Annotated in this window: 1 protein-coding gene; it reads right to left on the bottom strand. The window is 49.8% G+C overall.

Annotated features, from left to right (window positions below):
• Positions 1–476: transposase (locus QMF38_RS09625; protein WP_390854407.1), on the bottom strand; the 476-nt coding region annotated here is incomplete at both ends.

The raw sequence follows: 476 nt of genomic DNA, 5'->3' as shown, positions 1-476 counted from the left end.
ATTGTTGAGCCTCGTACTTCCGACACCGAGGCACGTAATCCTTGCGAAATGTACGAACTGCCTTACGCAACGGTTTATTGGTCTTATCCTCTGCCAAACGTTGTTCTAGCCGGGATACGGTCTCTTCGAGCTGCACGGCCGTGATCACTTTCCCTTCGCCTAGTTCCTCCAGATCCCGTTCCCCGTACTCCTTTTGTTCCTGTTGGTTGACTTCATCAATCTCGGCCAACAGTTGACGAATCTGGGTCTGCAACTTTTCCTGATACCGGTCTGTGGACTTTTTCCATACAAAGGTATACCGATTGGCGTTGGCCTCGATTTTCGTGCCGTCAAGGAAATAGCGTTCCATGGTGACGTATCCTTCTTCGATAAGCAGTTGTAATACAGCCGCGAATACGTCGTCAATGAGACCTTTCATTCGTTGCGAGCGGAATCGATTAATGGTTCGAAAGTCTGGAGTCTGTCGTGCAGCGAGC

The sequence above is a fragment of the Alicyclobacillus hesperidum subsp. aegles genome (assembly GCF_027923525.1).
In the GTDB taxonomy this organism is placed as follows: Bacteria; Bacillota; Bacilli; order Alicyclobacillales; family Alicyclobacillaceae; genus Alicyclobacillus; species Alicyclobacillus aegles.
Note: the sequence above shows the minus strand (reverse complement) of the source record. Positions and strands in the feature narration are given on the sequence as shown.